The following is a 24,689-nucleotide window of genomic DNA, read 5'->3' on the forward strand; positions in this document are numbered from 1 at the left end:
CGACGTCGAGGTCCGGGCGCTGGGTGGCGGCCGAGCTGGGCCAGGCCCTGCTGGCCATCGCGGCCGTCGCCCTGGTCTCGTGGACGCTGGCCTTTCGCTCACTGGCGGGCCGCGTCCGCCGCCGTTGACTCTCGTTCCTAGGTCGGCAGGACCTGGCCACGAGGGGCGATCACCTGGGCGAGCCGCGACTGCATGGTGCCCGGCGAGTGGCCTTCTTCTACTCGCCGCAGTGCCCGTTCGCGCACCCTCTGCCACAGGTCGGCATCGAGGTAGAGCCGGGCGCACTCGTGGGCGAACCGGTCGCCGTCGGCCGGAGCGGCCAGCAGGGCGTCTCCGTGCTCCCACCCGAGCTGGTCCGCCAGCAGCTCCGTGGTCACTGCCGGTAGCCCACGAGCGGCCGCTTCGATGACCTTGAGCGGGATGCCCGCCGCGAACCTGGTGGGGGCGACGAACACCCTGGCGGCGCCGAGGACGCCCGAGAGGTCGTCGAGCTCTCCCGCGAACCGCACGCCGGGTTGCGTCCGAGACAGGAGGGTGAGGGCGGTCGTCCGTCCTACGACGGTCAGGAGGCCATCCCGCGGGCCCTGGCCCGCCTCCGCCAGCAGGTGCCGGAAGCGGGGCAGGACGTGTTCGATGAACCACAGGAGGCCGTCAACGTTGGGGCTTCCGTCCTCGGACAGGTTGCCGACGAAGAGCAGGCCGTGGCGGTCGTGGAAGCCCGGCTCGGTGGGGTTGACGGCCACGCCGTGGCCGACCACGCGCGTCTCGACGGAGCAGTGGCGCCGGAACAGCTCGGCCTCGGCTTCCGACACGGCGATCACGCGGTCCGCGAACTGGGCCACGCGCAGCTCGCGGGCCACCAGCGCCGTGGCTTCGGTGGGGCCCAGGGGTGGCCCCAGCACCGCGTGGCGGGCCACGAGCCGGTTGGCGGCGACCGCTTCCGCGTCGTACACGACGACCGCCCCGACGAGGGCCGACCGGTTGCGGCCGAGCACGCGTGCGACCTTCCCGGCGTTGTGGTCCCGGCTCACGATAATCGTCCGCCACGACCCGGCGCCGTCGCGCAGGAGTGCTTCGAGCCCGGCGAAACCGTCGCACCCGGCCACCTCCACCGTCGGCCCCAGCGCGGCGCGAACCTCGGGCCAACTCCCATCCAAGGGGAGCTTGGCGTAGAACGTCACCGCCTGGCCGAGGTTCTCCAGGGCCCGCACCAGCGACGCGACCCGAGGAGCGCCGCTCCCGAGGCGGGGGATGGGGACGCGGTCGTCGATGACGAGTGCACGGGGCCGCCTGTCCGACGTACGCACCTGGTGCGCGGGGTCACCGCGACGGGGCTGGCCTCCCAGCCAGTCCCGGTGCCGCTGCACCAACACAGACCAGTTCTGCTGCGTCTGCCGGTGCGCCCATTGCGGGTCAGCAGACGACCCACCCTCGAAGTGGTCTACGACTGCCGCCGGCTCGTACACGACTCGACGGCCGGCCTGTCGCGCTCGAATGCAGTAGTCGACATCTTCGTAGTACGCCGGTTCGAACTCGGTTGAGAACCCGCCCAGGTCGGTCCACAGTGATCGGCGGGTCAGCAGGAACGCACCCGACACGAACGACACGTCCCGCCGGCACTGCAGCCATGGCTCCAGGGGCGAGAGGCCTCGACCGTGGCCCTCGCAGATGCCGTCGGCGTACACGACGCTCCCCGCCTCTTGGACGGTCCCGTCGGGCAGGACGAGCATCGTGCCGACCACGCCGATGTCTTCGTCGCTCTCCAAAGTGGTGAGGGCGGCGGACAGGCTCTCCTCCCGCAGGCAGGCGTCGTTGTTCAGCAGCAGGAGCGCCTCTCCCCGGGCCCTTTCGGCGGCCTGGTTCACGGCCCGCAGGAAGCCGACGTTGGAGCTGTTGCGGAGTACCAAGGCTCCGTCGGCTCGTGCGAGGAGGTCCGGGGTGCGGTCGTCGGAGGCGTTGTCGACGACGATGACCTCGGCGTCGCTCCCGGCGAACGACGCCACTGACTCGAGGCAGGCCAGGGTGAGCTCGGCCCGGCCGTGGCACACGACGATCACGCTCGTGGCGGGGCCGGAGGACGTGGGAAGGCTCAGGCGGCCGGGGCCCTCGAGGAACGCTTCCAACCGGCTGTGGAGGGCCTCGGCCAGCTCTTGGCGCTTCTGGGCCAGTAGCTCCCTCGCCACGGGGGGAGCGGTGACGGGCCCAGGCCCCGGGCGAGCGCCGACCCTCGCCGTAGCCTCGCTGTCTAGGAGCCGTTGACGCACGCCAGCGACGCCGCCGTGGCGGAAGTAACCGGCGGCCACCCGCAGGAGCCGGGGCCACCGACCGAGCCCCCCCTTCCGCCGCGTCAGCCAGCGCCACGCCAGGAGGCCGCTGAACGGGCCGGCCCCCAGCGCCCAGAACCGGAGGTCGACGATCCTGACGTCGCCGTCGTCGGCCGTGATGGACAGGTCCTGCGCCCAGTCCGGTACGCACAGGACGATGCGTTCGGTGCAGCCCGACGCGCCGAGAGCCAGGTCGGCGATCGCCACCGGGACCCCGTCGTGTTCGGCATGGAGGACGGCGCGGCCCGTGGCCCGGCCCTCCTGTACGACCCGGTAGGTGACGAGGGTGTCACCCACCGGGCCCCGTGCCCGGTTCGACCGCAGGGCGAAGGTGCCCCAGCGGGCCGTGGGCTCCAGCACCATGCGGTGCTCTGCCCACCCCACCCACCGGCCCAAGCCGGTCAGGCCGGCTCGCGGCCGGGGCGTCTCACGCTCTGGCACTGTCCGCCATCAACAAGTCTGCTGGCGAGGGATGTCAGATCTCGCCGAAGCGGGCGTCGTACACCTCGGCAAGGCTGCTGATGAACTCGTCCCATCGCAGGCCACTTCCGGCCGGCGGCAGGTCGGGCTCGATGTCGCCGGTCAGGCGATCGAAGGCGACGACGGCGATGCCCTCCAGGAGGTGCGCAGCATCGCCTTCGGTGACGCGGCCACCGGCTCGGATGAAGCGACCGACGGCCCGAGTGACCAGGTGCGCGGTGGACTTCCAGTGCTCGTCGTCGCCGGACTTGAACCGTTCAGAGGTTGGCAGGGTCAGGATGCCGCCGACGACCGCGAACGGGAACTTGAGGTGGAGGTTGACCGCGAAGGTCCGGATGTCCCCGAAGCGGTTCCAGATGGCTCGGCCCACCGCCAGGTGAACCGGCTTGACCTCTATCGCCAACGTGAGACCGTCGCGGGTCGTCGTTTCCGACACGTCGGCCTTGACACTTCGCAGGCCACCGCCGACTTCACGCTCACCCGCAACCGCGTGGGGCGCGGCGAGGCTTGCGCCACGGAGGTCTGTGAGCGTGATGGCGGCCAACGCGTTCGACAGCCGGATCTGGGCCGCCTTCGACTTCGCTGCACCGAGGACGGACGCCTGGCGGATGTACTCGGCGGAGGCCCGGCAGTAGTCCTCGATCGTCTGCGGATCGAGGCTCGCCAGCCCGTCGACGAGTGGGAGGCCCGTGGGCTCCACCAGCTTCACCATCGCTATGCGGAGAGATCCAGTGCCGCCTTGCCGACGCCGTCGACCACGTCACTCACCCGATCCAGGCAGCTTGCGAAGTACACCGGATCGACTTCACAGGCAATGCTGTTGCGTCCCCATCCGGCGGCGGCCGCGGAGGTGGTCCCCGTACCGAGGAAGGGGTCGAAGACGGTGTCGCCGACGAACGAGAACATGCGGATCAGGCGCTCCGCGAGCGCGAGCGGGAACGGCGCAGGGTGGTTGCGGGTCGACGCGCCGCTGAGGCGCCAGACCTGTTGGAACCACTCGGAGTGGTATTGGGCGGGGATCACCGACAACAGGCGCGTGGCCAAGTCGGGCTTGCGGTACCCGCCGGGCTTGCGCTGGAAGAGGATGTACTCGATGTCGTTCTTGATGACGCCGTTGGGCTCATAGGGCTTGCCGTAGAAGCCGCCCGAACCCATCTCGTATTGCGCGTTGGCGATCTTGTACCAGATGATCGGAGCGAGGTTGTCGAAACCGATCAGCCGGCATCGCTCCTGGATGCTCGCGTGCAGCGGGAACACGAGGTGGCGCCCGAACAGCTTGCGGGAGACGTTCACGTCGCCGACGACGATGACCATTCGGCCGCCCGGCACCAGGGCGTCGTACGTCCGTCGCCACACCTCGTCGAGCTCGTCGAGGAAGAGGTCGTAGTCATCGATCTCGCCGAGCTGGCACTCGTGGTCGTTGTACTTCTTGAGGTTCCAGTATGGCGGCGAGGTGACCACGAGGTCGATACTCTCGGGCTCCAAGTCAAGAGTGCGGCAGTCGGTCTGTTGCAGCCGGTGCATCGACTGGAGGCCCCGCACGGCACTCTCGATCCGGGCGCACCTCTCGGGATCCTTGGCGATCGCCGGGAACGCCTTCTGGGGCTCGGCCTGAACAAGCTCCAGCAGCGACCGCGGTGCCGCCAAGCCAACCTGCTCGGGGCCAAGGGGGACACCCAGGACGACAGGGGCACCGCCCGTTGACTGCTTTCGCTGTCTGGTCGAACTCACGAGGCCACCTCTCTGGCGAACATGTGTTCGGGAAGCCTACTCCCGATCCACAACAGCGAAGGCCGAACAGGTGCTGAAGGTACCTGACCTCCCCCTCGCCCCCGGGGATGCTCGATGTCATCGTCGGCGGGGCCGCCGTGGCCAACCTCGTGCCCCCATCGCGACTGACATCGGGGACCCCTCGGTCATGCGGTCGTCGCGTCCCCCGCGCCTGGCGCCGCGAAGGACGGTGAACCCGACCGCAAGCCCAAAGAAAGCGCACCACCGTTTCCACCCTGTTGTCCGGAGAAGTGAGGACAGATTGATGACAAGCGACACACCTCGGAGGGTGTGTCGTGGACATCAGGCTGCGCCGCCGTGGCCGGTCCCGGCCGGGATGATCCAGAGGGCCGAGAGCCCGGTCGCCTCGGCGATGAGGTCGAAGTCCCGGTCGTAGTGGAGCACCACCGCGTCCTGTTCGAGGGCGGTGGCGGCGACCAGGAGATCGGGGATCGGCCGGCGGTGCTGTCCCCGTCCGGCCAGCTCCTGCTGGATCGCGAGCGCACGTGCTGCCACCGCCTGCGTCAGGTGCAGCCACGGGAGGCTCAGCAGGTCCTCACGGCGTGTGCCGTAGTCGTCAGAGCTCCGGGCGGAGTAGAGCAGCTCCAGGGCGACGATCTCCGTCATGAAGAGTGCGCCGTCGGCTGCGAGGGCCGCGAGGAGCCCGGCCGCGGCGTCGCTGTGGCGCTGCTGGTCGAATGCCGACTTGTCCGCCAGGTAGCGGCCTAACGCCATGCTCCCCGCATGATCTCCGCGTCGCCCAGGTCGTCAGCGGTGGTGCGGAGCCGCTCCAGCGCTGCGAGCCGTCGGGGCCTGGCCGCGATCTCGGCAAGCGCCCGGTTCACCGTGTCGACTTTCGTCGTCGTCCCGAGCTCCGCCGCCGCAGCGGCCAGCGCCTCTTCGTTGATGTCCACCAAGGTTCTTGCCATTGGTGTCCTCCGGACCTTGATATCCAAATCGCCAGCACACGATATCACCTCGCGCGAAGCCGCCGTGGAGACCCCACCGACCGGACGGGCGGCTGCCGTACGTCATCCCGGATCACCGGGCTGTCATCCGTCGACGTGAGGGCGGACGGCATCGGTGGGCGCCTCACCTGTTTCTGAACGGCGACCTGTGCGTTGCGAGCCAGGAGGCCCCCGCCGAAAACTGCGCTGACCAGCACCTTCGTGCTGGTCAGATGGTGTCGGAGGGGGGACTTGAACCCCCACGCCCTTGCGGGCACATGGCCCTCAACCATGCGCGTCTGCCTATTCCGCCACTCCGACGAGTGGATTGACCAGTCTAGCGGTCAGCCCGAGAGGCGGGCCCGCGAGGCGTCGAAGGTGCCGAAGGCCGACATGGGTAGGTCGCGGACCCGGTCGGCGACCAGGGTGTGGGTCTCGTACTGGGCGATGGGCAGCACGACCATGTGGGCCATGACGAGCTGCTCGGCGGCCTGGTAGGCGGCCATGGCCGCGGCCCGGTCGCCGGTCTCGCGGCCGGCCCGGATGAAGGCGTCGACGTCGGGAGAGTTGAACGAGACGATGTTGTCGTCCTTGCCGCTGTAGAAGAGGGGGGCCAGGAACGCGTCGGGGCTGGCGTAGGGGGCGATCCACGCCATCTGGAACAGCTCCTGCTGCCCGCTGGCCGCGAACTTCAGGTACTCGGTGTAGGCGTGGGGGCGCAGGCCCGCGGGGATCCCCACCGCCTCTAGGCCGGCGGCCATGGACCGGGCCACCGCCTCCTGGGTCGGGTCGTCGTCGAAGTCGATGTTGACGGTGGGCACGGGCCGGTTGCCGAACACCTCGGCCACGAGCGCCCGGGCGCGGGCCGGGTCGTAGCGGCAGCGCTCGCCACATGGGTCGGGCTGGTGACCGGGCACCCCGGCGGCCACCACCCCGGTGGCCAACCGCACCCGCCCGCCGTAGACGTTGTCGACGATGGCCTGGCGGTCGACGGCCCGGACGATGGCCTCCCGGAAGCGCACGTCGGCGAACTTGGGGTTGTCGAGGTTGAACCCGTAGAAGAGCTGGGCCGGGTAGGGCCGGAAGCTGTCCCGGCCCCGGTCACGCACGACCTCCTCGACCCGCTCGGCGGGCACGGCCGTCCAGTCGAGCTGGCCCCGCAGGAAGGCGGCGTAGGCCTCCTCGCCGTCGCTCCCGAAATAGACGTCGATGCCCCGGAGCTCGACATCGGCCCCAGGGGAGGGCATCAGCCGTAGGACGTCGACGTTGCGGGAGCGGAACATGAACGGCCCGCTGCCCACCGGCTGCTCGGCGAACGCCGGTGCCGGGGGGGCGGCCTCGACGGCCTCCCGGGGCACGATCCCGAAGGCCGGCGAGGCGAGGATCTCGGCCAGGACCGACAGCGGGTGGACCAGGGCGATCTGCACGGTGGCCGGGTCGGGAGTGATCACCCCCACCATGTGGTCGAGCGTGCCCTCGGAGTTGACTTCCTTGAACCCGATCACGGCGTCGAGCTGGGGGGCGGCGGGCGAGCCCGAACCACGGGCCGCGATCCGGTCGAGGGTGTACTTGACGTCCTCGCTGGTGATGGCCCGTCCGTTGCTGAACGTGGCGTCGGTGCGGAGGTGGAACGTCCAGATGCGCTGGTTAGGTGACACCTCCCACCTCGAGGCCAACGACGGGCGTACCTCCAAGGTGGCCGGGTCGTAGGCGGTGAGGCCGTCGAAGAGCTGGTCGACGACGAGGAAGTCGGCCACGTAGCGGGCCTGGGCCGGGTCGAGGGACTGCGGCCGTTCGAGGCCGACACGTAGCACGCCCCGCTCGGCGTCCGCTCCGAAGCGGCCGGTGCCAGCACCCGAGGACGAACAGGCCGAGGCGGCCAGCGAGGCCGCCACCGCGAGAACCGCGAACACCCTCACAAGACTTCGCGGGTCTCCGGGAAGTGGCAGGCCGTCCAGTGCCCGGGGCTCTTCTCCTCCAGGGGTGGGACGACGGTCCGGCAGAGCTCCTGGGCCTTCCAGCACCGGGTGTGGAAGCGGCAGGCCGGGGGTGGCTTGGCCGGGGACGGGACGTCACCGGTCAGGATGATGCGCTGGCGCCGGCGCTCGCGCTCGGGGTCGGGGACCGGGACGGCCGACAGCAGGGCGACCGTGTAGGGATGGGCCGGGTGCTCGTAGAGCTGGTCGCGGTCGGCCACCTCGACGAGCTGGCCGAGGTACATCACGCCCACCTTGTCGCTGATGTGGCGGACGACCGACAGGTCGTGGGCGATGAACACGTAAGTCAGCCCGAGCGTGTCCTGGAGCTCGTCGAGCAGGTTGACGATCTGGGCCTGGATGGAGACGTCGAGGGCGGAAACAGGCTCGTCGAGGATGACGAGCTTGGGGTTCAGGGCCAGGGCTCGTGCCACCCCGACCCGCTGGCGCTGGCCCCCCGAGAACTCGTGGGGGTAGCGCGACGCGTGCTCACGGAGCAGACCGCACAGCACGAGCAGCTCCTCGACCCGGGCCCGGGCCTCCTTACGGGACCGGCCCTGGACGATCAGGGGCTCGGCCACGATCTGGCCCACCGTGTGGCGGGGGTTGAGGGAGGCGAACGGGTCCTGGAAGACGATCTGCATCTCAGCCCGCAGGGCACGGGTCTCTCTGGAGCCGAGCGGGAAGATCGACCGCCCGTCGAACTCGACCTCGCCCGAGGTCGCGGGGATCAGCTTGAGGATCAGGCGGGCAGTCGTCGACTTGCCGCACCCCGACTCACCCACCAGCCCGAAGGTGGTGCCCTTCTCGACGGCGAACGACACGTCGTCGACCGCATGGATGGAGCCCACCTGGCGGCGCAGCAGCGCACCCTTGGTCACCGGGAAGTGCTTGGTCAGGTTGCGGACCGTCAGCAGGCTCTCGCCGGCCCCCTGGCCCGGGATCGCGCCGACTTGTTCGCCGACGCTTTCACCCGCGCCTGCCTCGACCGTCATCGCCCCCCTTTCCTGTCCATCCGGCCAGCCTGACGGCTGCGGGCCCACCCATGATAAGGCGGCGGCCCACGGGCTGGCCCGTCACCGGTCGCGGGGGTCGAGGGCGTCCCGCAACCCGTCGCCCACGAACACGAAGGCGAGGACCGTCAGAGCGATGGCCCCGGCGGGGAAGAGCACGACGTGGGGGTTGGTGGTCAGTACCGACCGGCCTTCGGCCACCATCGCTCCCCACGATGGGGTAGGCGGCATCACGCCCACGCCCAGGAAGGAGAGACCGGCCTCGCTCAGCACGGCCGTGCCCAGGAAGATCGTGGCGTAGACGACCACCGGCCCGATGGCGTTGGGCAGGATGTGGTGAACGGCCAGGCGCCAGTGCGACCCCCCGGCGGCCCGGGCGGCCTCGACGTAGGCCGCCCCCTTCTCCGCGAGCACGCCCGCGCGCAGGAGGCGGGCCATGGGCATCCACCCCAGCAGAGCCAGCACGGCCACGATCGTGAGCGGCCCCCGCCCGGCGACCGTGATCACTACCAAGGCGGCCAGAAGGACCGGGAACGAGAGGAACACGTCGGTCGTGCGCATCAGGACGGCTGCGGGGGTGCCCCCGAGATAGCCGGCAGCCGTCCCGACCAACAGGGCGATGGCACAGGCGATGGCCACCGCCAACCCGGCTATGGCCAGCGACACCCGTGCCCCGTACACCACCCGCGTGAACAGGTCGCGCCCCAGCACGTCGGTGCCGAACCAGTGGTCGAGGCTGGGCGGGCTCAGGCCGCGGCTCCCCCGGGGGACCGACAGTGGGTCCGCGGGGGTGACGAGGGGCGCCAGAGCGGCGGCCACCACCACCAGGCCGATGAAGACCAGGCCGGCCATGGCCGTCCGGTCACGCCGGAACCGCCGCCACACGTCGCCCCACCCCCGCCCGTACCCGGCCCGGCCCGCGGATGTGACGGGAACGGCCAGTGCCGGCCCCGTGCCGCCCGGGGCCGTCCCACCGAGCAGCCGCCCCGTGCCCCCCACCTCGGTCCAACCGGGCCGGCCAAGGGCGGCTCGTCCCGGGGGCCGGTCCCGGCCGGAGTGCCCCACCGGCCCATCACCGCGGCCCACCGACGGTGCCATCAGTCGCCGTCCTGGTGGCGGGCCCGGGGGTCGAGCAAGGCGTAGCCCACGTCGACCACCAGGTTGACGGCCAGGTAGGTGACGACCAGGACGATCGACAGCCCGAGCACCACCGGGGCGTCGAGGTCGAGCACGGCCCGGGCCACCGTACTGCCGATGCCGGGCCAGTTGAAGATGGTCTCGGTGATGACTGCCGCCCCGATGAGGTCGGCCAGGCTGAGCCCGACCAAGGTCAGTACCGGCAGCATGGCGTTGCGCAGCGCGTGGTGGAGGATGATCCGCCGCCTGGGCACGCCCAGGGCCTCGGCCGTGCGGATGTAGTCGCCCAGAAGGGCGTCGAGCATCGCTCCCCGGGCGACGCGGGCCAGCAGGGCGGCGTTCACGGCCCCCAAGGTGACGGCCGGGAGCACCAGCGACCGCCACTGGCCTCCGAGGGGAATGACCCCCAGCCAGCGGTCGGGCCGGATCCCTTCGGCCGGCAACCGCGCCCAGTCGGGGAACCCCCGCTGGGCGGGCGTGACGCTGAAGGTGTAGATGAGCAGGTAACCGAGGACGAACACCGGCACGGCCAGCAACAGGGTCGTCGAGACCGTGACCAGCGAGTCAGCCCACGACTTACGCTTCACGGCCGAGAGAACGCCCGCGGCCAGGCCCAAGACCACCTGGATGGTGACCGCCCAGAAGGCGAGGCGGACGCTGGCGGGAGCCGTCTGGGCCAGGATCGACCCAACACTGCGGCCGCTGCGGAACGACTCACCCAGGTCCCCCTGGGCCAGCCGGGCCATGTAACGCCCGTACTGGACGTGCACGGGCTGATCGAGCCCCAGGCGGGACTCGATGTTGGCCCGGACCTGGGGCGTCACCCCCCGCGAGCCTCCCATGAGGTCGACGGGGTCGGCGGGCATCACGTGGAAGGCGACGAACAACAGGGTCACCGCCGCCCATGTGAGGGGCAGGAACCACAGGGCCCGGCGCAGGACGTAGCGGCCCACGGGCCCCGTCCTAGCCCGTCGCCGCCGGGCTGGGCCTCAGCGGCTGAACCACATCTCGTCGTAGGCCACGAAGCCCAGCGCGCTCTGCACCACGCCTTCGAGGCGGTCGCTCCAGGCGATGGTCCCCGAGTACCAGTTGAGGGGGATCACGATCGTGTCCTCGTTCAGGAGCACGGACTCGGCTTCGTGGTAGAGGGCCACACGGCGGCCCTCGTCCGTCGTCCGCCGGGCCTGGGCCACAAGGTCGTCGAACCGGGTGCTGCGGTACTGGGCGAAGTTGCTGCCGCCGGGCCCCGCCTGGGAGCTGTGGAACAGGGGGAAGAGCTGGTTGTCGTAGACGTTGTAGTCGGCCCCCCACCCCGCCCGCAGAAGTTGGCCCTGGCCCTGGCGCATCTCGGAGAAGTAGCTCCTGGGGTCGCGGGGGTCGAGCTCGCTGCGGACCCCGATGTCCCGCAGGTTGCTCTGGATGATCGTGGCGATCAGGTCGTGGCCCGAGCCCGACCCAAAGTTGAGCTTGAGGGGGGGGAGGCCGGCGGCCGTCCGGCCCGTCTCTGACTCCCAGTCCGCCAAGAGCTGCCGGGCGCGGGCGAGGTCGCCGCCCGAGTACTGCGACAGCCCGGCCCGGAAGCCGGGGATGCCCGGCATGGTCAGACCGGTGGCCACCTGGCGGGCGCCGCTGTACAGGTCGTCGACGATCTTCTGCTTGTCGATGGCCATCGAGATGGCCTGGCGGAGCTTGACGTTCTGGGGCCCGCCCACGACGGGGTCGGCGGAGTTGAAGGTATAGAAGTAGACGACGTTGATCGGCTGCTCGGCCGTGCGCCCGGGGTAGCGGGCCCGGGTGTCCCCGTAGCGGGCCGGGGGGATGCGCCCGATGTCGCCCTGGCCGGCCTCGAAGGCGGCCCACGCCGAGTCCTGGTCCTGGCTCATGCGGAACTCGATGCTGTCGAGGTAGGCCAGGTGGCCGTTGACCCCGCCCCAGTAGGTCTCGTTGCGGACGAGCCTCACCGACTCCCCGGGCCGGCGGGGCTCGGCCATCCGGAAGGGCCCGTTGCCGATCATCGCTCCTTCCTCCCACTTGCGCTGGTCGGGGAGGGCCGAGACGATGCGGCGGGGGACGGGCGAGAAGGCGACGTGGGCTACCACCGCGGGCGCGAAGCTGATCGGGGCCTCGAGCTCGACGGTGAGGGTCATGGCCCCGTCGTCGGCCCGCAGTCCGCTCATCTCGGCGGCCGAACCGTCAGCCACGGCCGCCGCTCCCCTTATCCGCAGGGTGTCGGTGAAGTGGTAACCCTGGATAGAGGCGAGGGCACGGCTGGCGGCCCGCTCCCAGGCGAACTTGAAGTCGCTGGGTAGGACCGGGTCGCCGTTGGAGAAGGTCACACCCCGGCGCAGGGTGAAGGTCCACACCGTGGCGTCGTCGTTCGAGGCCCACGACTCGGCCACCGCGGCCTTGAGCTCGCCTGTGCGGTAGTCGTAGTCGGTGAGCCCGTCGAAGATGAGCATGGCGGGCTGCATGCCTTCGAGGACTTCGGCCAGCGCGGGGTCGATGTGGGTGACGTCGCCGGCCGAGAAGTTCTGGTAGTCGACCAGGTGCCCGCCGGGAACCGGCTCTGACGCAGATGACCCGGGCCTGGCCACCGGGCCGGTCGAGCACGCCGTCGCCCAGAGTACGGCGCCGACGAGCAATGCCGCCGTCCGACCCTGACCACGCACGGCCGGGACCTCCTTAGTCAGCGCCGGAGTGCTACTGGAGGCGCAGGGCCAGGACCACGGTGGTGAAGGCGAAGATCACCAGGTTGGCGACGGTGATGCGGTCGAGGTTGCGCTCGACGACCGTCGACCCGGCGGCCGCTCCCATGCCCCCGCCGAACATGTCGGACAGCCCGCCCCCCCGCCCGCTGTGGAGCAGGACGAGCAGGATCAGGCCGAGCGACACGAGCACGTGGATGACCACGATGAGTGGCGTCAGCATGGGCGCGAGGTTACCAGAGGGTGCATCGGGCTCTCGGGTCGATCAGCCCGGGAACCGGTACTGCACGATGCGGGCGAACTCCTCGGGATCGAGGCTGGCCCCTCCGACCAGAGCGCCGTCGATGTCGGGGGCGTCCATGATCTCGGCGATGTTGGACGACTTCACCGACCCGCCGTACTGGATGCGAACGGCGTCGGCCGGACCGTCCCCGTGCAGCCCCCGCACGGTCGCCCGGATCAGCCCGATGGTGGCCTGGGCGTCGTCGGGCGTAGCCGTTCGCCCTGTGCCGATGGCCCAGATGGGCTCGTAGGCGATCACCAGCGTTTCCACCCGCTCGGCCGCCAGGCCGGTCACGGCCGCCTTCACCTGGCCCGTCACCTTGGCCTCGGTCTGGCCCGACTCCCGCTCGTCGAGGGTCTCGCCCACGCACACGATCGGTGTCATGCCGTGCTCGTAGACGGCCTCCAGCTTGCGGCGGACGTCCTCGTCGGTCTCGTGCAGCAACTCCCGGCGCTCGGAGTGGCCCACGATGACGTAGGACACGTTGAGCTTGGCCAGCATGGCCGGGCTGATCTCCCCGGTGAAGGCCCCTTTCTCCTCCCAGTAGCAGTTCTGGGCGCCCAAGGCGATGGGGACGCGGTCGGCCTCGAGGGTCGTCTGGACGGTCCGCAGGGCCGTGAACGGCGGGTGCACGGACACGTCGACCGCCTCGTAGTCGTCCTTGGTCAGCCAGTGGGAGAGCTTCTGCACCACCTGGAGGGCGTCCAGGTGGTTGTAGTTCATCTTCCAGTTGCCGCTGATGAGTGGCTTGCGCACTTTCAGTCCCCCCCGCCCGGCGGCTCGAAGCTTCGGCGGAGGGCGGCCAGGCCGGGCAGGTCACCCTTTTCGATCAGCTCCAGCGACGCCCCGCCGCCGGTGGAAACGTGGTCGACCTTGGCGTCGAGGCCGAACTTGGCCATGGCGGCTGCGCTGTCGCCCCCACCCACGACCGTGAAGCCGGGGGCGTCGGCCACGGCCTCGGCCAGGGCGCGGGTCCCGGCCGCGAACCGGGGGTCCTCGAAGACGCCCATGGGGCCGTTCCACAGGACCGTCCCGGCCGCCGAGATCTCCGCGCAGAAGGCGGCCGCCGTCTCGGGGCCGATGTCGAGGCCCTTCCACCCGGCCGGCATGTCGGTGCCGACCGTCTCGACCTCGCCGTCGGGGCCCAGGGCGACCACGTCGGAGGGGATCAGGATCCGCCGGCCCGAGGCCAGTAGCTGGCGGCAGGCGTCGACCTGGTCGGCCTGCAGGAGCGAGGCCCCGATCTCGTGGCCCTGGGCGGCCAGGAACGTGAAGGCCATACCCCCGCCGATGACCAGCGTGTCGACCTTGTCGAGCAGGGCGTTGATGACACCCAGCTTGTCGCTCACCTTGGCCCCGCCCAAGATGGCCACGAACGGCCGGGCCGGCGCCCCCAGCAGGCCCCCGAGCACCTCGACCTCCCGGGCCAGGAGGCGGCCGGCGGCGCTGGGCAGGGTCTGGGGCGGGCCCACGACCGAGGCGTGCGAGCGGTGCGACGCCCCGAAGGCGTCGTTGACGTAGAGGTCGTGGCCCTCGACCAGCCGGGCCACGAACTCGGGGTCGTTGCTTTCCTCGCCCGGGTCGAAGCGCAGGTTCTCCAGCAGGTTGACCTCGGGCGCCAGCTCGGCCAGCCGTTCTCGCACCGGGGCCATCGAGTAGCGCTCGTCAGGGGTGCCCTTGGGGCGGCCCAGGTGGCTGCAGGCGTCCACCTTCGCCCCCCGGCCGACGAGCCATTCGATCGTCGGCAGGGCGGCGCGGATGCGCAGGTCGTCGTCGATCTTCCCGTCGGTGATTGGGACGTTGAAGTCGACCCGTAGCAGGACCCGCTGGCCCGAGGGGTCGGGCAGGTCTTCGAGCTGGGGGACCCTCACTTCTGGTTGGCGCCGCCGACGATGAGCACCAGGTCTACGAGCCGGTTGCTGTAGCCCCACTCGTTGTCGTACCAGCCGCAGATCTTCACGAGGTTGCCCATGGTCATGGTCAGCTCGGAGTCGAACACGCACGAGGCCGGCGAGCCCACGATGTCGGTGGAGACGATGGGGTCGGTGGCGTACTCGAGGATGCCCTTGAGCCGACCCTCGGACGCCGCCTTGCGGAAGGCCTCGTTGACCTCCTCGACGGTGACCTCCCGGTCGAGGACGGCGGTGAAGTCGGTGATGGAGCCGTCGGGCACGGGTACCCGCAGGGCGCTCCCGTCGAGGCGTCCCTTCATCGACGCCAGGACGAGGCCCGTGGCCCGGGCCGCACCGGTGGACGAAGGGACGATGTTGATGGCCGCCGACCGGCCCCGGCGCAGGTCCTTGTGCTGGAGGTCGAGCAGGTTCTGGTCGTTGGTCATGGCGTGAACCGTCGTCATGAGGCCCTTCTGCACGCCGAACGCCTCGTCGAGGACCTTGACCATGGGCACGAAGCAGTTGGTGGTGCACGATGCGTTGGAGACGATGGCGTGCTGGCTCGGGTCGAACGTGTCGTCGTTCACGCCCACCACGAAGGTGGCGTCGGCCCCGTTGGCCGGCGCGGAGATGATGACCCGGGGAGCGCCGGCGTCGAGGTGGGCGGCCGCCTTGTCGCGATCGGTGAAGAAGCCTGTCGACTCGATGACCACATCGACCCCGAGCTCGCCCCACGGCAGGGCCTTGGGGTCGCGCTCGGCCGTGACCTTGAACGAGTCGTCGTCGACCTGGATCCCGTCGTCGGTGACGGTCACGTTCCCGTCGAGACGACCCATGACCGAGTCGTACTTCAGGAGGTGAGCGAGCGTGGCCGGGGAGGTGAGGTCGTTGACCGCCACGATGTCCACATCTGCCCCGCGCTTGCGCACGGCCCGGAAGAAGTTGCGCCCGATCCGCCCGAAGCCGTTGATACCAACACGCACAGCCATGCCGTTTCCTCCCTTGTCGTTTGGTCTCACGCCCGGGAAGTGCCCACCTTTCCCCGCGCTTGTCCCTATCCGACCAGATCGGAGAGGGCCCCCGCCAGCCGGACCGGGTCATGGGCCGTTCCCTCGTCGTTGGCGACGTCCATTTCGACGCACGGGACGGCGGTGGCCCCCTTCGGTAGAGCCCCGCGATGGCACAGGACGACGTCGACTTCGAGCCCGTGGGCGGCCAAGGCGTCGACGTGGGCAGCCACGTCGTAGCCCGCCGTCTCGGGCAACTGCGGGCGTAGGTTGCAGACGTAGACCTTGTAGCCGGGCGTGGCCGCCAGGGCGCGGCGGATGGCAGGGACAGCGACAACCGCGAGCACGCTGGTGAACAACGAGCCCGGACCGATGACGACCTGGTCGGCGGCGGCCAGGGCGTCGAGGGCGGCCCGGGGAGGCTCGGGGTCACTGGGCACCAGGGACAGGGCGGCGATGCGCCCTGCCTCCTGGAGGGCGACCTGGCCCTCGACCGACCGGCCCCCGTTGCCGTCGACCGCCCGTACCTCGCCCTTGAGGGTGACCGGCTCCCGGGTGGCGGGGATCACCCGCCCCGCCGCCCCCAGGGCCTTGCCGGCCTCGAGGAGGGCGAGCTCGAAGTCGCCGGTGGCCTGGGCCAGGCCGGCGATTACCAGGTTGCCGAAGGCGTGCCCTTCCAGGCCCCCGCCGTCGAAGCGGTGCTCGAAAGCGGTCGCCCACGGCGACGAGGGGTCAGCCAGGGCCACCAGGCAGCGGCGCAGGTCGCCGGGGGCGGGGATCCCGAAGGCCTGGCGAAGGCGCCCGCTCGACCCGCCGTCGTCGGCCACCGACACGATGGCCGCCAAGTCGCCGGCGTAGCGCCGCGCCGCCGCCAGGGTGGCGGCCAGACCGTGCCCGCCCCCCAGCGCCACGACCCTGGGCCCTGCTCCTGCCACGCCCCTAACCGTGACCCGCCGCCGACCGGATGTGCAAGGGCGTAGCGCTCAGCGCCCGGGTTCGCGGGTGTCGATGTCGCGGTGGGAGACCGTGGGCGGGTAGCCGTGGCGGGCCAGGATGTGGCCCAGCTCCTCGGCGATGACGACCGAGCGGTGGTTGCCCCCGGTGCACCCCACGGCGATCGACAGGTAGGCCTTTCCTTCGCGCACGTAGGCCGGGAGGAGCAGCTCCAAGAGCTCGTCGAGGTGGGCCAGGAACTCCTTGGTATCGGACTGGTCGAGCACGTAGCTGCGCACGGCCGGGTGGAGCCCCGTGTGGGGGCGCAGGTCGTCGACCCAGTGGGGGTTGGGCAGGAACCGGCAGTCGAACACCAGGTCGACGTCGAGGGGCAGCCCATGCTTGTAGCCGAAGGAGATGACGCTCGTGCGCATACCCGTGGGCCCGTCGCGGGCGAACAGCTCGAGAACCCGGTCACGGAGCTGGTGGACGTTGAGCTCGGTCGTGTCGATGACCACGTCGGCCTCCGACTTCACGCCCTCCAGCGCGGCCCGCTCCCTCTGGATGCCCTCGAGGAGGCGCTCACTGTCGCCGAAGGGGTGGCGGCGGCGAGTGTTCTCGTAGCGGCGTACCAGGGCTTCGTCGGAGGCGTCGAGGAACAGCACCTGCAGCTCGCGGGCCGAGCGCCGGAGCTGGTCGAGGGCCGGGCTCAGCTCGTCGAGGTACTGCCCGGTGCCCACGACCAGGGCCACCCGCTCGGTGGTCGACCCGGGTGACTCGACCAGCTCGGCCACCTTGCCGATGAGGGCGGGGGGGAGGTTGTCGATGACGAACCACCCGAGGTCTTCGAACGTGTCGGCCGCCTGGGACCGGCCGGCGCCCGACAGCCCGGTGATGATCAGGAACTCGCTCACGATCTCCCGATGGTGACTGCCGCCAGCACGAGGCCGGCCACCGCGATCATCAGCGCCAGGTTGGTGTAGACGAACCTTACGAACTGGCGCTGCATCTCGATGCGGATGTCACCGAAGCCCGAACGCATCTCCGTCCGCAGGTCGGCAGTCTCGACGCGCAGGTCGGCCATCTCGCCGCGCAGGGCCGCCCCCAGGTCGGCCATCTCGCCGCGCAGGGCCGCCCCCAGGTCGGCCATCTCGCCGCGCAGGGCCATCCCCAGCCCGTCGACGTCCGACCGGCGGGCGAGGTCGGCGTAGCCGACGGGAGGCAGGAGGTTCATCAGGATGGTTGCCGGTCGCGGACCGATCGAGTGCTCGAGCGCGGCGTGGAGGTCGCGCCGGTCTTGGTCGTGCCCCATGGGTTCCCCTTTGTCGGTGGGACGGTACGGGGGAAGAGCATGCGCTCAGTATAACAAGGGGCTATGACATCAGCGGTGGGGTGGCGCCTTCTCGGCCAGGAGGAAGAGCAGGCGCGGGACGGTCGCGGCCTCTCGGTACTCGGTGGCCCGGGCCAGGAAGCCGGGGGGCGGGGCCGGTTCGTCCATGCGCCTCAGGTAGAGACCTGCGCCCGCCATGGCGTTCACGTAGCGGGACAGGGGCCGGTGGACGAAGGGGATGAACACGTCCTTCTCGACCTCCTCCAGCGTCTTGTCCTCGAGGAGGTAGGGCCCGATCCGCCAGTACTGCTCGTCGAGGATGTGGTCGTCGATCCAACCCGAGCCCGGGGTCTGCAGCAGCGGGTGGTTGAGGAAGAACAGGAAGCGGCCCCCGGCCCTCAAGACCCGCCCGACCTCGGCCAGGGCCCCGTCCACGTCGTCGATGTGCTCGAACACCAGGCAGGCCACCACGGCGTCGAACGAACCCGTCGCGAACGGCAGGGAAGCGGCTTGCGCCCGCCCGAAGGACGGCCCCCCGCCCCGCTCCCGGGCGACGGTGAGCTGGGCCCACGTCGGGTCCACGCCGACCACTCGGCGGGAACCGACGCCCGGGCCGCACGCCAGGCGGGCTACCTGTCCCTCCCCCGTGCCCACGTCGAGCACGCTGACGGCCCCCGCCAGGTGCTCGGCGGCCATGGGCAGGATCTGCTCGGCGTACTCGGCGTCGGCTCCTTCGGTGAAGCCGTCCTGCCACCACCGGGCGTTGGACTCCCAGGGGTCGGCGTCAGCCATGGAGCGACTGGTGGACGGCCCGGGCCACCGTCTCGGGCAGCCAAGGCAGGGCCATCAGGTCGTCGAGGGCAGCCCCCTTCACGGCGTTGACGCCTCCCAGCTCCTTGACGAGGCGGGCCTTGCGGGCCGGCCCTAGGCCGGGGACGCCGTCGAGGGCACTACGGGTCATGCGCTTGCCCCGCAGCTCGCGGTGGTAGGAGACGGCGAAGCGATGGGCCTCGTCGCGCGCCCTCTGGAGCAGGTAGAGGGCCTCGGACTGCCGGGGGATGCGGACGGGGTCGGTCTGGCCCGGCAGGTAGACCTCCTCGAAGCGCTTGGCCAGGCTGGCCAGGGCGATCTCGTCCTCCAGGCCCATCTGCTCGACGACCTTCACGGCCACGTCGAGCTGGAGGTGGCCGCCGTCGACCAGCATGAGGTTGGGGGTGTAGGAGAAGCGCCGGGAACGCTCGGCCACGGGCTGGTTGCGCTCCTCGACGAGCCTGGACAGGCGGCGGGTGAGCACCTCCTCCATGGCCGCCAGGTCGTCGTTGACCGACGCCTCGCGGATCTTGAACCGCCGGTAGTCGGCCTTCTTGGGCAGGCCGTCCTCCATGACGACCATCGACCCCACGTAGTCGCTGCCCTGGACGTGGCTCATGTCGAAGCACTCGATCCGCAGCGGGGCAGTGGGCAGCTCCAGGGCCTCCTGGAGGGCGTTGAGAGCCTTGGCCCGGGCGTTGTGGTCCGACGAGCGCTTGAGCCGGTGGCGGACGAACTCCTCTTGGGCGTTCTGGGTGACGGTGGCCAGCAGGGACCGCTTGTCTCCCCGCTGGGGCACCCTGACCACCACCTTCGTGCCTCGCTGTTCGCTCAGCCAGCGCACGTAGAGGTCGGGGTCCTCGGGCTCGACGGGCACCAGCACCTCGTGGGGGACACCGGCCACCTCCGGCTCGGCGTAGAGGCCCTCCAGGACGTGGCCCACGAGCTGGGCGGGCGTCACGTCCTGCACCTTGTCGAGCACGAAGCCCTTGCGCCCCACCATGCGGCCCCGGCGCACGTAGAAGACCTGGACCGACGCCTCCAGGTCGTCGTCGGCGATCCCGACCACGTCGAGGTCCTCGGGCCGCTCGGTGACCATGTCCTGCTTCTCGATCACCTTGCGGACGTTGGCCAGGCGGTCTCGCAGCCGGGCGGCCCGCTCGAACTCCTGGAGGTCGGCGGCCTCGCGCATCTCGGTCTCCAGCCGCTTGACGACGGGCTGGGTATCCCCGTCGAGGAAGTCGATCAGCTCCTCGACGAGGCGGTCGTAGTCCTCCTTGGTGATCTCGCCCACGCACGGCCCCGCGCACTTCTCGATGTGGAACTCCAGGCAGGGGCGCCCCAGGCGGTGGTGGGTGTTGAACTTGGCGGGGGAGCAGGCCCGGATGGGGAACGTGCGCCGCAGCAGGTCGAGGGTCTTGCGGATGGCGTAGGCGTGCCCGTAGGGCCCGAAGTAGCGGTTGCCCTTGCGCTTGGCCCCCCGCACGACCATGGCCCGGGGCCACTGCTCGCTCATGGTCAGGGCCAGGAACGGGTAGCTCTTGTCGTCGCGCAGGCGGATGTTGAACCGGGGCCGGTGCTGTTTGATCAGGCTGTACTCGAGCATGAGGGCCTCGACGTCGTTGCGCACCTGGATCCACTCCACCGTCTCGGCGGCGGCCACCATCTGGGCGGTGCGGGGGGCGAGCGTGGCCGGGTTGGCGAAGTAGTTCGACAGCCGGCTGCGCAAGGACTTGGCCTTGCCCACGTAGATGACCCGGCCCTCGCCGTCTCGGAACTGGTAGGAGCCGGGGGCGTCGGGGATGGTCCCGGCCGGCGGACGCTGCAGCATCGCTCCCCATTCTACCGATGACGTTTCTGGTATCTTGCGCCCTGGTGGACGCGGCGACGTACCTCAACCAGGCCCGGCGGGCAGCGGGGCTCACCCAGCGCGAGCTGGCCGCCCGCAGCGGCGTGCCCCAGCCGGCCATCGCCCGCATCGAGAGGGGCCGCCAGGTCCCCCGCTACGACACGCTGGTCCGCCTCCTCAAGGCGTGCGGCCACGAACTGCAGCTCGAAGAACGCGACGACAACGGTGTGAACCGGGGCCAGGTGCGTAGCTGGTTGGCCCTCTCGCCGGCCGACCGGTCCAAGGGCCTCGTCGCCTACGGTCGCTTCCTCGACCGCCTCCAGCAGGCCCGCAAGGTGAGTTGAAGCCCCTGTTCGACCCCGAGAGGGCTTTCCGCACGTTCAACCGCCACGAGGTGAGGTACGTGGTGATCGGCGGTTACGCGGCCGGGCTGATCGGTGCGCCCCTCGTGACCAACGACGTCGACATCTGCTACGACCGTTCCCCCGGCAACCTCGAAAGCCTGGCTCAGGCGCTGGTCGAGCTCGGTGCCAAGGTCCGGGTCGCCGGGGTCGAGGAGGACCTGCCCTTCATCCTTGACGCCCGGACGCTGGCCGCCGGGGACTCGTTCACGTTCAGCTCCGAGGCTGGGGACATCGACGTCCTCGGCACCCCGAGCGGTTCGGGGGGCTACCAGGACCTTGATCGCTCGGCTTCGAACTTTGACCTCGGCGAGGGGCTGGTCGTGAGGGTCGTCTCCCTCGGTGACCTAATGCGCATGAAAGCGGCCGCCGGCCGACCAAAGGACTTGTTCCACCTGTCGGTCCTGGAAGCCGTCCGGGACGAGATCACCAAGCAGGAAGATCCGGGGTCGCGGTAGGGTTGTGATCAACGCCGGGCCTGGTATCCCGGTCACAATCTGCTTCCGAGGCCGACAACCCCGCGGTGGGCGACCAGGCTGTCCCCGCCGGCCGAGAATCGGAGCTTCAGGCAAAGGGGACACTCGTATGTTCCGAATCCAGGCGGCGCTCCCTGACCACTACACCCACGCGACTCCCGAGAAGCTTGAGGCCGCGATCGCGGCGGCCAAGTCGGCCCTCGGCGACCGGCTGCTGATCCTCGGCCACCACTACCAGCGCGAGGAGGTGATGCGCTGGGCCGACGCCCGGGGTGACTCGTTCGGGCTGTCCCGGCTGGCGGCCGGCAACCACTCCGCCGAGTACATCGTGTTCTGCGGCGTGCACTTCATGGCGGAATCCGCCGACATCCTCACCGCCGAACACCAGGTGGTGGTGCTGCCCGACCTCAACGCCGGCTGCTCGATGGCCGACATGGCCGACCTCGACTCGGTCGAGACGGCCTGGGACGAGCTGGCGGCGGTGACCGACGTCGAGCGGGTCGTGCCCATCACCTACATGAACTCCTCGGCCGCCCTCAAGGCGTTCGTCGGTCGCCAGGGGGGCGCGGTGTGCACTTCGTCCAACGCCCGGGCGGTGATCTCCTGGGCCCTGGCGCGGGGCGACAAGCTCCTGTTCTTCCCCGACCAGCACCTGGGCCGCAACACCGCCTACCAGCTCGGCTTCGGTGCGGGGGAGATGGCCGTATGGGACCCCAGGCGCGACCTCGGCGGCCTGGAGGACGCCGACGTGAAGGCATCGACCTTCCTGCTCTGGAAAGGGCACTGCTCGGTGCACCAGCGGTTCCAGGTGGCGCACGTGGAGGCTTTCCGGTCCGAGCACCCCGACGGCCTGGTGATCGTCCATCCCGAGTGCTCCCACGAGGTGGTCGAGCGGGCCGACCAGGTCGGCTCCACCGACTTCATCATCAGGGCGGTGGAGGCCGCGCCGGCCGGTACGGTGATCGGCGTGGGGACCGAGGTCCACCTCGTGCAGCGGCTGGCGGCCGAGCACCCCGACCGCACGGTGGTGTCCCTCGACCCGCTGGTATGCCCGTGCTCGACCATGTTCCGCATCGACGCCGCCCACCTGGCCTGGTGCCTCGACAACTTGGTGGCCGGCACGGTCGTCAACCGCATCACGGTCGACCCCGAGACGGCCGCCTGGGCCCGGGTCGCCCTCGAACGGATGCTGGAGATCGTGTAGCCCATGGCGGCGGACATCAGCATCGTCACGGTCACCTTCGGCGACATGGAGGACGCCACCCGGGTTGGGACGGGGTTGGAGGCGGCCCAGCGTACGGGCGGGGAGCCGGCCATGGAGGTCATCGTGGTGGCCGTGGGGGCCGCCGGCCAGGCCGCGGCCAAGCAGCTCATCGACCTGACGGCGGGGACCTCGCTGGCCCCGGTCCTGGTCGCCGTGGCCGAGGGGACCGGCTACAGCGCGGCGGCCAACGCGGGCGTGGCCCGCACCACGGGCAGCATCGTCGTCGTGGCCGCCCCCGAGGTGTCGTTCCACCAGCGGTTCCTGCGCAGGCTGCGTCAGGAGGCCGCCGGCACCTGGGACTTCCTCGCCCCCGCGGTACGCGAGGGCGAGAGCGGCCAGACGGCCACGGGCGCGACCCGCCGCAGCCGCACCCACCGCCTGGTGACCATCGAGACCCCGTTCCGGGGCGACGCCGAGGTCGTGCCCGCGGGCAACGCGGCGTGCGTCATCGTGCGCCGTCACGTCCTCGACCGCCGGGTGGCCGAGGTGGAAGGCCTGTTCGACCCGGCCTACCTGACGGCCGACGACCTCGACCTGTTCTGGTGGGCGCAGGAGCGGGGGCTCGTCGTGCGCTACGTCCCCAACCTGATCGTGGGCCGGGCGGTCGGCACCGAGGTCCTGCCCACCAGCCCCGAACGGCGCCAGTCCATGGCCAACTACCGGGTCACCGTCTGGAAGTACGCCGGCCGCACCGACCTAACCGGCTGGCTCCTCGGAGAAGCCGCCCTCATCGGCGAGGAGGTCGGTGCCGGCGGCCTCTCCGGCCTGCGCCGCTACCTCGGCTCCTGGCGTGACACCGCCCGCACCGCCACCGCCATCCGCCGCCGCCGCGGCCGCGTCCGGGGGCCTGGCGGGTAGCAGTCAGGACGAGGGCCAATCCCCCAGGGCCGACCTCGCCCGCTCCAGGTCGGACTGGGTGTCGACCTCGCGGGCCACCACCTCGAATGCTGGCAACGGAAGGAACCGCTCCAGGGCCTGGTACACGTAGCCATCGGCATCGCGCAGGTGCTCCGGCCGGACGAAGGCGGGCCCGCACCATTCGTAGTCCGTGGCCACTGAACGGCGGAACCCGGTGATCTCCCCTGTGCTGCCGCGAGTCACGAACACGGCCTCGTCAGTGCCTGATCGGCAGATGCCGAGAAGAGGTGGGCCGGTGGCCTCACAGCGCTCCATGAAAGCGTGGAAGCTCGACGGCTCGATCAGTAAGTCGCCGTCCAGGGCCAGGAAGGGCCGGTCTCCGATGTGGCGAACGGCTCGTAAGGTGCTGTCGAGCGTCGTCGTGCGGGAGTAGTCGGGGTTACGCACGAAGATGGCGTCGGGGCGGCGGCTGCTCACGTGACGCACCACTTGTTCCTCGCGGTAGCCGACGACCACCCGCAGGTCCTCCACCTCGGCCAGCAGATCGAGCTGGTGGTCGATGATCGAGCGCCCGTCGACGGCCACCAGGCACTTCGGGATGCCCACTCCGAGGCGGGAGCCCGTGCCTGCGGCGCCGATCACAACGGTGTCAACAGCCGGCACAGCGCCCTCCCGCTCGTGGTCCAGTAGTCGGCTGTCTCGCGGATGCCCGGAGCCAGGTCGAAGCCGTAGGCGACGCGGACATCCGCGGCCTCGAACATCGGCAAGTCGTTGACGCTCGATCCCACGGCCACGATCGTCTCGAACCTGGCTCGTAGCCCTCTCACCGCGTCCCCCTTGTCGAGAGCCATCTCGAGGTCTACCAAGTGGTCCCCTTCGGTCCGCGCCCGTGAGCTGATGATCTCGCAACCGAACCGCTCGGCCAGCGGCGCGACCCAGCAGTCCGGCGCGCCCGTCAGCACGAAGCACCGGTCGTGCCGTAGACGGACGAAGGCCAGCATGTCCTCGTTGACCGCTGCGTAGCCCACCCGGCGGCGGGCCTCGCTCAGGGGCACGTCACGCAGGAGGCGGCACCGCAACCGCAGGGACCGGGCGAAGGGGATCGCGCCCTGCTCGGTGGCCGCGGTCAGGACCTCGATCTCCTCGGCGATGTCCGAGGCGGACGCCACCAGAGGGACCAGAGGTGTGGAAACCAGCGTGCCGTCGAGGTCGATGCAGAAGGCGGTCGCCACCC

General features: G+C 70.6%; 25 protein-coding genes and 1 tRNA gene. 4 read left to right on the forward strand and 22 right to left on the reverse strand.

The features are described 5' to 3' along the window. Positions 1-137: 137 nt before the first annotated feature. The 20 genes from AB1673_01330 to uvrC all read right to left on the reverse strand — a co-directional run bounded on the left by AB1673_01330 (position 138) and on the right by uvrC (position 20,438). Positions 138-2,708: a glycosyltransferase gene (locus AB1673_01330; GenBank protein ID MEW6152619.1), complete on the reverse strand. Its 2,571-nt coding sequence runs from the start codon at positions 2,706-2,708 to the stop codon at positions 138-140. Positions 2,709-2,799: 91 nt separating this feature from the next. After that, positions 2,800-3,516 carry a hypothetical protein gene (locus tag AB1673_01335; GenBank protein MEW6152620.1) on the reverse strand — a complete coding sequence of 239 codons (717 nt, stop codon included), beginning with the start codon at positions 3,514-3,516 and terminating at the stop codon, positions 2,800-2,802. Between the two features lie 2 nt (positions 3,517-3,518). Further along, entirely contained in the window at positions 3,519-4,451 is a 933-nt protein-coding gene (locus AB1673_01340; protein ID MEW6152621.1) for a site-specific DNA-methyltransferase, read from the reverse strand. Between the two features lie 426 nt (positions 4,452-4,877). Beyond that, a complete protein-coding gene (locus AB1673_01345; protein ID MEW6152622.1) occupies positions 4,878-5,309 on the reverse strand; it encodes a PIN domain-containing protein in 432 nt (143 codons plus the stop codon). Next, positions 5,300-5,503 carry a type II toxin-antitoxin system VapB family antitoxin gene (locus tag AB1673_01350; protein MEW6152623.1) on the reverse strand — a complete coding sequence of 68 codons (204 nt, stop codon included), beginning with the start codon at positions 5,501-5,503 and terminating at the stop codon, positions 5,300-5,302. Before AB1673_01350 ends, AB1673_01345 begins: the two co-directional genes overlap by 10 nt. 252 nt (positions 5,504-5,755) lie before the next feature. Continuing rightward, positions 5,756-5,842 (reverse strand) — tRNA-Leu (locus AB1673_01355). Between the two features lie 23 nt (positions 5,843-5,865). Then, complete coding sequence (locus tag AB1673_01360; GenBank protein MEW6152624.1) at positions 5,866-7,434, reverse strand: peptide ABC transporter substrate-binding protein; 1,569 nt, start codon at positions 7,432-7,434, stop codon at positions 5,866-5,868. A 2-nt stretch (positions 7,435-7,436) separates the two neighbouring features. Then, positions 7,437-8,492, reverse strand: coding sequence for an ABC transporter ATP-binding protein (locus AB1673_01365; GenBank protein ID MEW6152625.1), 1,056 nt, complete (start codon positions 8,490-8,492; stop codon positions 7,437-7,439). Between the two features lie 81 nt (positions 8,493-8,573). After that, positions 8,574-9,575, reverse strand: coding sequence for an ABC transporter permease (locus AB1673_01370; GenBank protein ID MEW6152626.1), 1,002 nt, complete (start codon positions 9,573-9,575; stop codon positions 8,574-8,576). 32 nt (positions 9,576-9,607) lie between these two features. Then, the gene (locus AB1673_01375) at positions 9,608-10,600 is read right to left on the reverse strand and encodes an ABC transporter permease (GenBank protein MEW6152627.1); all 993 of its coding nucleotides are present in this window, start codon (positions 10,598-10,600) and stop codon (positions 9,608-9,610) included. 36 nt (positions 10,601-10,636) lie between these two features. Next, entirely contained in the window at positions 10,637-12,316 is a 1,680-nt protein-coding gene (locus AB1673_01380) for an ABC transporter substrate-binding protein (protein ID MEW6152628.1), read from the reverse strand. A gap of 31 nt (positions 12,317-12,347) precedes the next feature. Further along, positions 12,348-12,575: a preprotein translocase subunit SecG gene (secG, locus tag AB1673_01385; protein ID MEW6152629.1), complete on the reverse strand. Its 228-nt coding sequence runs from the start codon at positions 12,573-12,575 to the stop codon at positions 12,348-12,350. A gap of 42 nt (positions 12,576-12,617) precedes the next feature. Continuing rightward, on the reverse strand, positions 12,618-13,397 hold the full coding sequence (gene tpiA, locus AB1673_01390) for a triose-phosphate isomerase (protein ID MEW6152630.1): 780 nt from the start codon (positions 13,395-13,397) through the stop codon (positions 12,618-12,620). After that, a complete protein-coding gene (locus AB1673_01395; GenBank protein ID MEW6152631.1) occupies positions 13,394-14,506 on the reverse strand; it encodes a phosphoglycerate kinase in 1,113 nt (370 codons plus the stop codon). Before AB1673_01395 ends, tpiA begins: the two co-directional genes overlap by 4 nt. Beyond that, a complete protein-coding gene (gene gap / locus AB1673_01400; GenBank protein MEW6152632.1) occupies positions 14,503-15,516 on the reverse strand; it encodes a type I glyceraldehyde-3-phosphate dehydrogenase in 1,014 nt (337 codons plus the stop codon). The genes AB1673_01395 and gap overlap by 4 nt, the downstream gene beginning before the upstream one ends. Positions 15,517-15,581: 65 nt before the next feature. Continuing rightward, the gene (yvcK, locus tag AB1673_01405) at positions 15,582-16,469 is read right to left on the reverse strand and encodes a uridine diphosphate-N-acetylglucosamine-binding protein YvcK (GenBank protein MEW6152633.1); all 888 of its coding nucleotides are present in this window, start codon (positions 16,467-16,469) and stop codon (positions 15,582-15,584) included. Between the two features lie 48 nt (positions 16,470-16,517). Next, positions 16,518-17,381 (reverse strand): RNase adapter RapZ, encoded by an 864-nt coding sequence (gene rapZ / locus AB1673_01410; protein ID MEW6152634.1) that lies wholly within the window; start codon positions 17,379-17,381, stop codon positions 16,518-16,520. Beyond that, positions 17,378-17,779: a hypothetical protein gene (locus AB1673_01415; protein MEW6152635.1), complete on the reverse strand. Its 402-nt coding sequence runs from the start codon at positions 17,777-17,779 to the stop codon at positions 17,378-17,380. The genes rapZ and AB1673_01415 overlap by 4 nt, the downstream gene beginning before the upstream one ends. Positions 17,780-17,848: 69 nt before the next feature. Next, positions 17,849-18,589: a class I SAM-dependent methyltransferase gene (locus AB1673_01420; protein ID MEW6152636.1), complete on the reverse strand. Its 741-nt coding sequence runs from the start codon at positions 18,587-18,589 to the stop codon at positions 17,849-17,851. After that, complete coding sequence (uvrC, locus tag AB1673_01425; protein ID MEW6152637.1) at positions 18,582-20,438, reverse strand: excinuclease ABC subunit UvrC; 1,857 nt, start codon at positions 20,436-20,438, stop codon at positions 18,582-18,584. The genes AB1673_01420 and uvrC overlap by 8 nt, the downstream gene beginning before the upstream one ends. A 44-nt stretch (positions 20,439-20,482) precedes the next feature. Between uvrC and AB1673_01430 the strand changes: the two genes are divergently transcribed. The 4 genes from AB1673_01430 (at position 20,483) to AB1673_01445 (ending at position 23,455) form a co-directional block, all read left to right on the forward strand. Then, positions 20,483-20,800, forward strand: coding sequence for a helix-turn-helix transcriptional regulator (locus tag AB1673_01430; protein MEW6152638.1), 318 nt, complete (start codon positions 20,483-20,485; stop codon positions 20,798-20,800). Further along, a complete protein-coding gene (locus AB1673_01435) occupies positions 20,797-21,315 on the forward strand; it encodes a hypothetical protein (protein MEW6152639.1) in 519 nt (172 codons plus the stop codon). The genes AB1673_01430 and AB1673_01435 overlap by 4 nt, the downstream gene beginning before the upstream one ends. A gap of 127 nt (positions 21,316-21,442) precedes the next feature. Then, the gene (nadA, locus tag AB1673_01440) at positions 21,443-22,537 is read left to right on the forward strand and encodes a quinolinate synthase NadA (protein ID MEW6152640.1); all 1,095 of its coding nucleotides are present in this window, start codon (positions 21,443-21,445) and stop codon (positions 22,535-22,537) included. A 3-nt stretch (positions 22,538-22,540) separates the two neighbouring features. Next, on the forward strand, positions 22,541-23,455 hold the full coding sequence (locus AB1673_01445) for a glycosyltransferase (GenBank protein ID MEW6152641.1): 915 nt from the start codon (positions 22,541-22,543) through the stop codon (positions 23,453-23,455). Positions 23,456-23,458: 3 nt separating this feature from the next. Here the strand turns inward: AB1673_01445 and AB1673_01450 are convergent, their stop codons facing one another. Further along, positions 23,459-24,118, reverse strand: coding sequence for an NTP transferase domain-containing protein (locus tag AB1673_01450; GenBank protein ID MEW6152642.1), 660 nt, complete (start codon positions 24,116-24,118; stop codon positions 23,459-23,461). Beyond that, positions 24,094-24,687: an HAD-IB family phosphatase gene (locus AB1673_01455; protein MEW6152643.1), complete on the reverse strand. Its 594-nt coding sequence runs from the start codon at positions 24,685-24,687 to the stop codon at positions 24,094-24,096. Before AB1673_01455 ends, AB1673_01450 begins: the two co-directional genes overlap by 25 nt. Positions 24,688-24,689 lie beyond the last annotated feature (2 nt).

Source organism: Actinomycetota bacterium (genome assembly GCA_040754375.1).
Lineage (GTDB): Bacteria > Actinomycetota > Acidimicrobiia > Acidimicrobiales > AC-14 > JBFMCT01.